The sequence below is a fragment of the Acidovorax sp. HMWF029 genome (genome assembly GCF_003060895.1).
GTDB lineage: Bacteria > Pseudomonadota > Gammaproteobacteria > Burkholderiales > Burkholderiaceae_C > Acidovorax.
The window spans coordinates 1-8,044 of record NZ_QAIH01000060.1 but is presented as its reverse complement, the minus strand read 5'-3'; the positions used below and the strand labels follow the sequence as shown (position 1 = coordinate 8,044).

Annotated in this window: 8 protein-coding genes; 5 read left to right on the top strand and 3 right to left on the bottom strand. The window is 60.3% G+C overall.

What is annotated here, in order from left to right; all coding sequences use genetic code 11:
- The first annotated feature begins 106 nt into the window (after positions 1-106).
- The 3 genes from DBR12_RS21930 (at position 107) to DBR12_RS03760 (ending at position 1,643) form a co-directional block, all read left to right on the top strand.
- The gene (locus tag DBR12_RS21930; protein WP_146185463.1) at positions 107-451 is read left to right on the top strand and encodes a hypothetical protein; all 345 of its coding nucleotides are present in this window, start codon (positions 107-109) and stop codon (positions 449-451) included.
- A 96-nt stretch (positions 452-547) separates the two neighbouring features.
- Positions 548-991: a hypothetical protein gene (locus tag DBR12_RS03765; protein ID WP_108616023.1), complete on the top strand. Its 444-nt coding sequence runs from the start codon at positions 548-550 to the stop codon at positions 989-991.
- Between the two features lie 151 nt (positions 992-1,142).
- The gene (locus DBR12_RS03760; protein WP_146185462.1) at positions 1,143-1,643 is read left to right on the top strand and encodes a hypothetical protein; all 501 of its coding nucleotides are present in this window, start codon (positions 1,143-1,145) and stop codon (positions 1,641-1,643) included.
- A 360-nt stretch (positions 1,644-2,003) separates the two neighbouring features.
- Here the strand turns inward: DBR12_RS03760 and DBR12_RS03755 are convergent, their stop codons facing one another.
- A complete protein-coding gene (locus DBR12_RS03755; RefSeq protein WP_233244288.1) occupies positions 2,004-2,252 on the bottom strand; it encodes an IS110 family transposase in 249 nt (82 codons plus the stop codon).
- Between the two features lie 206 nt (positions 2,253-2,458).
- Between DBR12_RS03755 and DBR12_RS03750 the strand changes: the two genes are divergently transcribed.
- Both DBR12_RS03750 and DBR12_RS03745 read left to right on the top strand, forming a co-directional pair.
- On the top strand, positions 2,459-3,496 hold the full coding sequence (locus DBR12_RS03750) for a hypothetical protein (RefSeq protein ID WP_146185461.1): 1,038 nt from the start codon (positions 2,459-2,461) through the stop codon (positions 3,494-3,496).
- Positions 3,497-3,696: 200 nt separating this feature from the next.
- Positions 3,697-4,593 (top strand): CPBP family intramembrane glutamic endopeptidase, encoded by an 897-nt coding sequence (locus DBR12_RS03745; protein ID WP_108616020.1) that lies wholly within the window; start codon positions 3,697-3,699, stop codon positions 4,591-4,593.
- Between the two features lie 425 nt (positions 4,594-5,018).
- Here DBR12_RS03745 and DBR12_RS03740 read toward each other — a convergent pair whose 3' ends face one another.
- Positions 5,019-6,605: an alkaline phosphatase gene (locus DBR12_RS03740; RefSeq protein ID WP_233244287.1), complete on the bottom strand. Its 1,587-nt coding sequence runs from the start codon at positions 6,603-6,605 to the stop codon at positions 5,019-5,021.
- Between the two features lie 159 nt (positions 6,606-6,764).
- Positions 6,765-8,044: diguanylate cyclase (locus tag DBR12_RS03735; protein WP_108616018.1), on the bottom strand; the 1,280-nt coding region annotated here is incomplete at its 5' end.

The following is an 8,044-nucleotide window of genomic DNA, read 5'->3' as shown; positions in this document are numbered from 1 at the left end:
GGGCCGCGGTTTACTCCAACGAGGTTTATCTGACGATATGAATGCCGGTGTGCTTTGCTTGCAGCTTGTCTCGCGTCAGATAAACGCTAATCGTTAGGAGTCATTCATGGGCCTTTTCGGCTTCGGCAAAAAATCTCAGCCAGTTGACCGCTATGCGGGAAAACCATTTCTCAAACTCGTCGACTCATTCGTATTGAAAGCCATTGGTGAGCTAGACCCATCGCAAGAATCACTTCTTGTGCAAATGACACCCAAGTTTCAAGAAACATTTGCCTGCTCTGGATCGTGGGAAGAAATCGTTATTTCACAACTTCAATTCCCGCCCAATATTCGCGAGTCCATTCAAGCTATGTGGAGCAAAAACCAAGGCATCGCCAAACAAAATGGCGCCACACTGGCACCAATGCAGTTTGTCGAAATGTTTGTCGCCAACAATGTCACTGACTCCTAACATTTCGGCCAAAGCCGTTGCGGCCTTCGGCCTCCACTGGACGTCCCGCAAGCGGGCCGCCCTTTACCTACAACGTTAGGCGCCTCAGAGATCGTTATGAGTGTCATTTCAACTATCAAGTCCTTGCTGGGACTTGCTCCTGCGAAGCAAGAGCAAAAAACCTTCAATCCTGAGCACTTTATATATGTGAAGCTGCCAGGCAACTTGATGCCGCTAGATCGAGGTGCAGTCTACGAAGACCCGATTGAACAAGCACTTTCGGAAGGCAACCTCGGTACGGTCTCCGGCGGCGGATCATCACTTGGAGACAAACTGCCTGATGGCAGTCGCATAATTGAGTTCAGCGGTATCGACATCGACACTGATCAGCCAACACGCACATTGGAAGTGCTGCGCGACCTTTTGCGAAAACTTGACGCGCCAGCCGGGACTGAACTGCACTACACACGTGGGGGCGCCAAGTTGCAAGATCAGCTTTCAAGCACTGGTTGGCGCACGGCGCAGCAAAGAGAGTTTCTGCATCCAGGGTTCGGTGTCTAGTATGCGCAGGCGCCTAACTGTCGGTTCAACTCGGACGCCAACATGGGCCATCGCTTCGCGATTTTGATGGCCCATGTTGGTGCCCTGCGCGCTTCGCGCTCCGGCGCCGGTTAACCTTGGCGTTAGGCGTACACAAAAAGCAGTTTCAGTCATGCCTCCGACCACCGCAAAATCCGAGCCACTTTGGCCCTTCATCGCCGCAGCGTTTGCCGTAGCAGCATTGATTGCTGCTTACGCCATAACTGTTTCAAATATGTTTACCGATTGGACGCAGCGCGGTCAGTTCGGAGACATGTTTGGCGCGCTAAACACAGTATTTTCTGGACTGGCGTTTGCCGCGCTCGCATATACGCTGAATCTGCAGAGAAAAGAATTGGGACTTCAACGACAAGAACTGGCAAGTACTCGTGAAGAACTGGCAAAGCAGGCCGCAGCTCAGCAGCAGCAGGCGAACACCGCCCTGCGGTCAGCCGAGATAAGTGCGCTGGGGGCGCTGTTTCAGTCTTACTCACAACTTCTTGCCGGAGAGGCCACAGAAAAAGCAGTTTTCATTGGCCAACAAGACTGGCACGCGGAAGTTAAGCGCGTCCACGATAGGCTCAATCACCTACTGCGCGAAGCTGAGGTACGTGAACCAACGCTACCCCGTTGACGCCTAACCCCTCGTATTTGGACTCCCCCACAACAGCAAGAGCCTGACCGATTGGGGACCAGAGGGTAGAGCACCTGCAGTCGTATATCTGGCATCTGGAGTGGACTCTGTGGTGGTCCGTGCCGACATGGAATCTGCGTCACCGCTTCGCCACACGTTACAAGCGACAGGCAAGCTGCCGCAAGAGTTATCGGCGTAGCGCGGTGTGGGAGGAACCCGATGGGCCATGATGGTCGATCAAACCCATCGCAAGTGGTGCATCAATAGTGGCTTTGGGGTGGTGTGCGTTCTCTGCTGGCTTATCAGTTTGGCATCGCAAAGCTCTGGCGGTTTTCTTTCCGGATCAGTCGGGCTGCCTCGTCAAACGGCTTGTGATCGCGCAGCGTTGCATAGCAAGTGCGCGCCAGCTTGTTGGCCAGCGCGCAGGTGGCCTTGTTGTGGTTGCTGCGCTCCTGAACATCCAGCGCCCAGCACCTGCTTGCCCGCGCCTTGAGCCACCTGCGTCGCCCTGAGCGCACTGCGCGCGCCGTGCGTGAGCAGCATGCGCAGATAGCGGCTCCTGCCTGAGCTGTACTCGCACGGCGCCAGGCCAAACCAAGTAGCATGCATGTCGGACTCCTGTTGTTTGAATACCTGATTGCCACGCCCGTGAAGGCCAGTGCGCAAATCTCGCGCAAAAAAGCGGGGGAGTCCATCCCGTCATTCAGGCGCTATGCGCCAGCAGAAATACAGCCATCAAGCAAGATGGCCTTGCCCTGTGACGCGGCGAATATGTCACTGAAACAGGTTGCTCAGCTTTCGTCTCGGAGTCGTAAATGTTCAGAATCGTGAGAGAAGCTTTTCGGCGTCGCGCGTGTATGCGCCGCGTTTTTGCCAAGTGGCGACAACAAATATTCGGAGCGCTGAAAGTGGTTTTTCCGATAGGTGTGCTGTTGTTTGGCGCATCAGTCACCAGAGCAATGGAGGTCACGCTGGTTGGCAACACAGTGGTTCTTTCTGGTCCCGTTGCAGGCGACGATCTCGCCAAGGTTAAAGACGCTTTTGCGAAGGCGCCCGCGATCGACGTCGTTGTATTGCGCAATTCTTGGGGGGGCGATGCATGGACGGGATATCAGGTTGGTGAGCTATTTCGCGAAAAAGGCGTTACCACTGCAGTGTCCGGCTATTGCGTCTCATCGTGTTCCAGGATGTTTCTGGGTGGTCGGCAACGCCTGTTTACGGATGACTATCCAGCGTTGCAGACGTTCGTTGGCTTTCATGGTCACTACGATTCTCTCGGTAAGCTCGACCTGCGATCTGTGAATGAGCATGGTCTTTACCGATGGATCATCAAATATTCAGACGGCAAGGCCGATGAGGCTCTGGTAAAGCGCTGGATAAGTATTGATAAAAACAAGGGGGCGGCAAATTTCTTGCATCCTGATGTGTCGGCAAGCCGCAAAGCAAGTGTTTTCTTGTGCTCGGGCGACGAGGGCAATCGACCATTGGGTTGCGAACCATTGGCCAGCAATGCGATGGATCAAGGGGTGATTACCGATTTGCGGCGCATTTCCAGCCCGGACCAAGCAGCGCTTGCACACCGTTTGCGCGCTCACCAGAATCCAGCCAGTGGGTATGGTGATATCGACGATGTGAGCAAGGTTCCACTTGATTTGGTTGATGGCCTTAACAACTACAAGCGGTTCCTCGAGTCGAGTTTTCCACGTGCGTTTGCCGTATCCGCGACGCGCCGGCACTGGGCTTGGAATGCCGGTGCTAACGATGTTTCTGAGGCGCTACGTCGGTGTGCGGAGCGCGCTGGCGAAGCTTGCAAGCTCTACGCGGTAGATGAAACTGTCGTCTACAGGCCCTGAAGCCGCTTTGCCTGAGGTCGAGCGGAAGGGCGGTAAGCCCGGGGCCGCATTGAATCTCATTGCAGCCTGCCATTCAGCCTGCCATTGGCCACAACGTTTGGCCGCGCTTGTTCACGGTCAACGCTGCTTGCCATCGTCTCGCCAACCGTAGTTGATATTGCACGCTTTTTTGAAATCCATGCCTTACGCTGAGGGCGACGATGAAAACACCTGCAAACATGCTGCCCCGCATCGCACACTGCGTCTTCAGTTCACCGCCCGCACGTGTTTTGTTGCTTGGGGGCATATTGGTGCTGTTCATGTCCCTGAATACCGATGTGATGTCCAACTACGCAGGAGAACCGTTCAAAGCTGTTCTTCACATCATCGCGTTGGCCATAGCGGGCTTCGCGGTGTATGTTGGCTATGCACACTTCATCGAAAAGCGTGCCCTGTCTGAAATAGCCTTGCGGGGCGCGGGGCGGCAACTCGGCTTGGGCCTGCTCGTCGGTGTGGGCTTGTACGCAGCCTGCGAACTGATTCTCATGGCACTTGGTATCTACCGTATCGTTGGCTTGAATCCGTTGAGCTACATGATTCCTGCGCTTGCCATGGCGCTGAGTTCGAGCGTCTACGAGGAGCTACTGTTTCGAGGCGTGCTGTTCCGCGCGGTCGAGCAGTGGTTGGGAAGTTGGGTGGCCCTTGTGGTGTCTTCCCTCGTGTTTGGTCTGACCCACCTGCTGAACCCGCAGGGCACGATGGAGGGGGCGCTGTTTATCGCAGTCGAGGCTGGTATCTTGCTGGCTGCTGCCTACATGCTGACGCGCCAGCTGTGGTTGAGCATCGGCTTTCATTTTGCGTGGAACTACACGCAGTCGGCTATTTTCTCAGGCATCGTCTCTGGCAACGACGCACAACAGGGCTTGATCAGATCCACCGTGAACGGCCCCGACTGGCTGACTGGAGGCAGCTTTGGTGTTGAATCCTCGGTGCTCGCGTTGCTCCTGTGCACTACGACCGGGATCGTGATGCTGCTCATGGCGACCAAGCGCGGTCGAATACTGCCACCAATTTGGAAGCGCCCCGGACGGCTCTTTGCCACTCGCGATATGGCCTGACGATGTGGCCTAGCTACCCGTAAATCGCCTCCCACATCAACAGGATGTCGGACCGATGGGGGACGGGTGGATAGGTGGATAGAGCACTGGCTGCTGTATGTCCGGTATCTGATGTGGACTCGTGCGTTGTCCGTGGCGCTCAAAGAATCTGCGTCATCGTGTCGCCCGTCAGTACCGACGGCTGTTGAACCCGTGTTCGTCAAGTCGCAGGAGTTATCGGCCTGTGGATGTTCTGCATATCCCTCGGGATGCACGGTCATTGCGGACGGCGTTGTTTTGCGTTTGAGGTCCAGATTTCAAGATTTTTATGGCCTCTCCGCGCGATAGATAAGACTTTTGTGCTATTCAAAATGTAGCAAAACCCCCGGTGTTGCGTGTCGGCTACTGCTGCTTGCGACGTGCGGCTAGCCGCCTTTGCGTGCTGCCTAAGCGGGGACAGGACCCGCTCGCCCATCCTGGACGACAAAGCGCGCGAGCGTGCTGGCGCCGCTGTCGGGGTGCATGGGGTCGTCAAGCACGCGCAGGGTGGTGGTCCACTGCGTGGGCGTAATGTGGGCCAGGCCGTAGCCGCGCAGGTCGCAGCGGGCCAGCAGCACATGCGGGTTGTGGCGCACCACGGCATCCACCTTGTCTTGTGTGGTGCCCGAGCGCGAGCTGATGGAGGTGCCGCAGAACTCGCTGGCGATGACGGGCGAGTCGGGGCGGTCTGGATCGGCATGCACGCGGCAGACGTAGTTCTGGTGGATGTCGCCGCCCAGCAGCACGGTGTTGCGCGGCTTGTGCTGGGCCACGGCCTGCAGCAGGCGCGCGCGGGCGGCGGGGTAGCCGTCCCAGTTGTCGGTGGTCACCGTGCCCGAGGGGTAGTGGCGGGGCGAGAACAGGGTCTGCTGCGCGATCACACTCCAGCGGGTGGTGTCTTGTTCGGCGTTGGATGCGGCGGCATCGGCAGCCAGGCCGGTGTCGAGCCATTGCTCTTGCGCGCTGCCGAGCAGGCTGCGGGAGGGGGCGGCCAGCTCTGCACAGCTGGTGCCGCGTACGGCGCCTGCGCTGGTGGATTCGGGTGCGCGGCAGGCTTGCCAATGGCGGTATTGGCGGGTGTCGAGCAGGTGGATGTGCGCGAGTCGGCCCCAGCGCAGGCGGCGGTAGACCTGCAGCGCATCCCATTGGGTGTCAGGAAAGGGGCGGTTCAGGCTGGCGGCGCGCAGGGGCATGTTTTCGTAGAAGGCCTGCCATGCGGCGCCGCGCTGCGTCAGAAAGCTGGCGGCATCGCCCCGGCCCGCATGCCCCGCGCTGGCGGCGTAGTCGTTCTGTACCTCGTGGTCGTCCCAGGTCACGGACCAGGGGCAGGCGGCGTGGGCGGCTTGCAGGGCCGTGTCGCTTTTGTGCAGCGCGTAGCGGTCGCGGTAGTCGGCCAGCGTGGTGGCCAGGCGCAGGCTGTGGGTGCGCGCCAGGTCGCTGGTGTTTTTGGGCGTGGCGTATTCGTAGATGTAGTCGCCCAGAAACAGCACCAGGTCCGGCTGGTCGGCCACCAGATGGCGCCATGCGGCGTAGTGGCCGTGTTCCCACCGTTGGCAGGACGCGAAGGCGATGCGCAGCGCGCCCGGCAGGTCGCCCGCTGCTGGCGCAGTGCGCGTGCGGCCCATGGTGCTCACGGCATCGCCCAGCATGAAGCGGTAGTGGTACCAGCGCGCGGGCTGCAGGCCCCGCAGCTCCACATGCACGCTGTGGCCCAGCTGCGGCAGCGCGGGGGCTTCGCCCTTTTGCACGATCTGTGCAAAGCGCGCGTCGTGCGCGACCTCCCACCGCACGGTGTGGGCGGCTTGCATCTGTGCGGGTTGCGTCAGCATCAGGCGGGTCCAGAGCACCACGCCGTCGGGCGTGGGGTCGCCACTGGCGATGCCCAGCGCAAAAGGGTTGCTTTGCAGCGTGGGCGGGCTGCTCCACGCCCAGCGCGGCAAGGCAGCCGCCGTGGCCGCGCAGGCGGCGTGTTGCAGGAAGGCGCGGCGGTCCATGGTCGGCAGCATTTCAGACGGTCGCCACCGGCATGCCGAGCCAGCCGCCTGTCGATACCGGTGCGCCCCAGGCCAGTGCCTCCGTGGAGCTGGCTTTGCCAGGCCACGGGTGGCGTCCCCCTTTGCGGGAAGGCGCCGAAGGCGACACAGGGGGAGACACTACGCCGCCATCACCCGGTTCTTGCCCGAGCGCTTGGCGAGGTACATGGCCTGGTCGGCACGCAAGATGGCGTCGGTGCTGCTTTCTGTGTCGCTCAGCTGCGCTACGCCTGCGCTGAAGGTGATGAGCACCTTCTCAGTACCTTGCAGAAAGAAGCGGGTGGTCAGCTCGCGCTGCAGCCGTGTCATGGCTGCTACACCGGCTTCGACCGCTGTGTCGGGCAGCACAATGACGAATTCTTCGCCGCCGTAGCGGGCCAAAAGGTCCTGCGGTCGCATGACTTCGCGCGTGACCTGGGCCAGGTGTACCAGCGCCGCATCGCCACCTGCATGGCCCAGGCGGTCGTTCAAGGACTTGAAGTTGTCCAGGTCCAGCAGCGCAAGGCACAGTGGCGATCCCATGCGGCGGGCGCGGGCAATTTCGCGCTCCATGGCCTCATCCAGGCCTTTGCGATTGAGGGTGCCGGTGAGCGGATCATGCCGAGCCTGGGAGCTGGCGCGGTCAAGTTCTTCCTGCAGCTTTGCCACCTCGGCGCGCTTGGCCTCGGTGCGCTCGCGCAGGTCTTGCAGTTCGTCGTGGGCCACGCGGCTGTCCAGCGCCATGGCGCGGGTTGCGCTCATCACCTCTTGCAACACGGGGGCGATGTCCTGCAGGGTGTTGGCCTTGCCGATGAGGTCGGCGCAACGCTCCATGGTGCCCTGGTAGCTGGTGCTGGAGGCGGTGATCTTGGCCAGCCGCTCGATGAAGGTGGCGAGCATGTCCTTCATCTGCTCCTGCGCTTCGAGCGTTCGGGCCTTGGCCTCGGTCTGCTTGAAGATCACGTCCTTGAGGCGGCTCTGCACGTCGTCGAGCCGGCGCAGGGTGAGCGGCGGGGTAGAGGCGGTCATCAGCGCTTCAGCCTGGCCGTGGAGCCATCGGTCGTCCACACTGAGCACGGCGATGTTCTCGAAGATCATGTGCAGCAGCTCCAGCAGGCTGGCACGGATAGCGGCTTGGTCTTCGGTGGCAAACGACAGCCGGTAGGTGAAGTTGCCCAGCATGAGCTGCGCCGTGGCTACGGGGGGCGAAGGCTCGCGCAGGAAGGTGACGAGCTGGTTGGCCATCTCGATCACGCGGGCGTCGTCTTCGCCCAGCGCGGGCAGTGTGTTGTCGATGAGGCGCGCCAGTGTTTCGGCCAGCTCGGGGGGCAGCGCCCCCAGGGCGGTGGGGGCGTCGGCGGTCTCGATAGGGGTGGCGGCGGCGGCATGAAGGCCCAGGTTGGCATAGCCCACCATCACGC

Bases quoted from the DNA above. Each gene is read 5' to 3' on its own strand.
- DBR12_RS21930 (WP_146185463.1), top strand. From the start codon at position 107: ATGGGCCTTTTCGGCTTCGGCAAAAAATCTCAGCCAGTTGACCGCTAT.
- DBR12_RS03745 (WP_108616020.1), top strand. From the start codon at position 3,697: ATGAAAACACCTGCAAACATGCTGCCCCGCATCGCACACTGCGTCTTC.
- DBR12_RS03750 (WP_146185461.1), top strand. From the start codon at position 2,459: ATGTTCAGAATCGTGAGAGAAGCTTTTCGGCGTCGCGCGTGTATGCGC.
- DBR12_RS03755 (WP_233244288.1), bottom strand. From the start codon at position 2,252: ATGCATGCTACTTGGTTTGGCCTGGCGCCGTGCGAGTACAGCTCAGGC.
- DBR12_RS03740 (WP_233244287.1), bottom strand. From the start codon at position 6,605: ATGGACCGCCGCGCCTTCCTGCAACACGCCGCCTGCGCGGCCACGGCG.
- DBR12_RS03760 (WP_146185462.1), top strand. From the start codon at position 1,143: ATGCCTCCGACCACCGCAAAATCCGAGCCACTTTGGCCCTTCATCGCC.
- DBR12_RS03765 (WP_108616023.1), top strand. From the start codon at position 548: ATGAGTGTCATTTCAACTATCAAGTCCTTGCTGGGACTTGCTCCTGCG.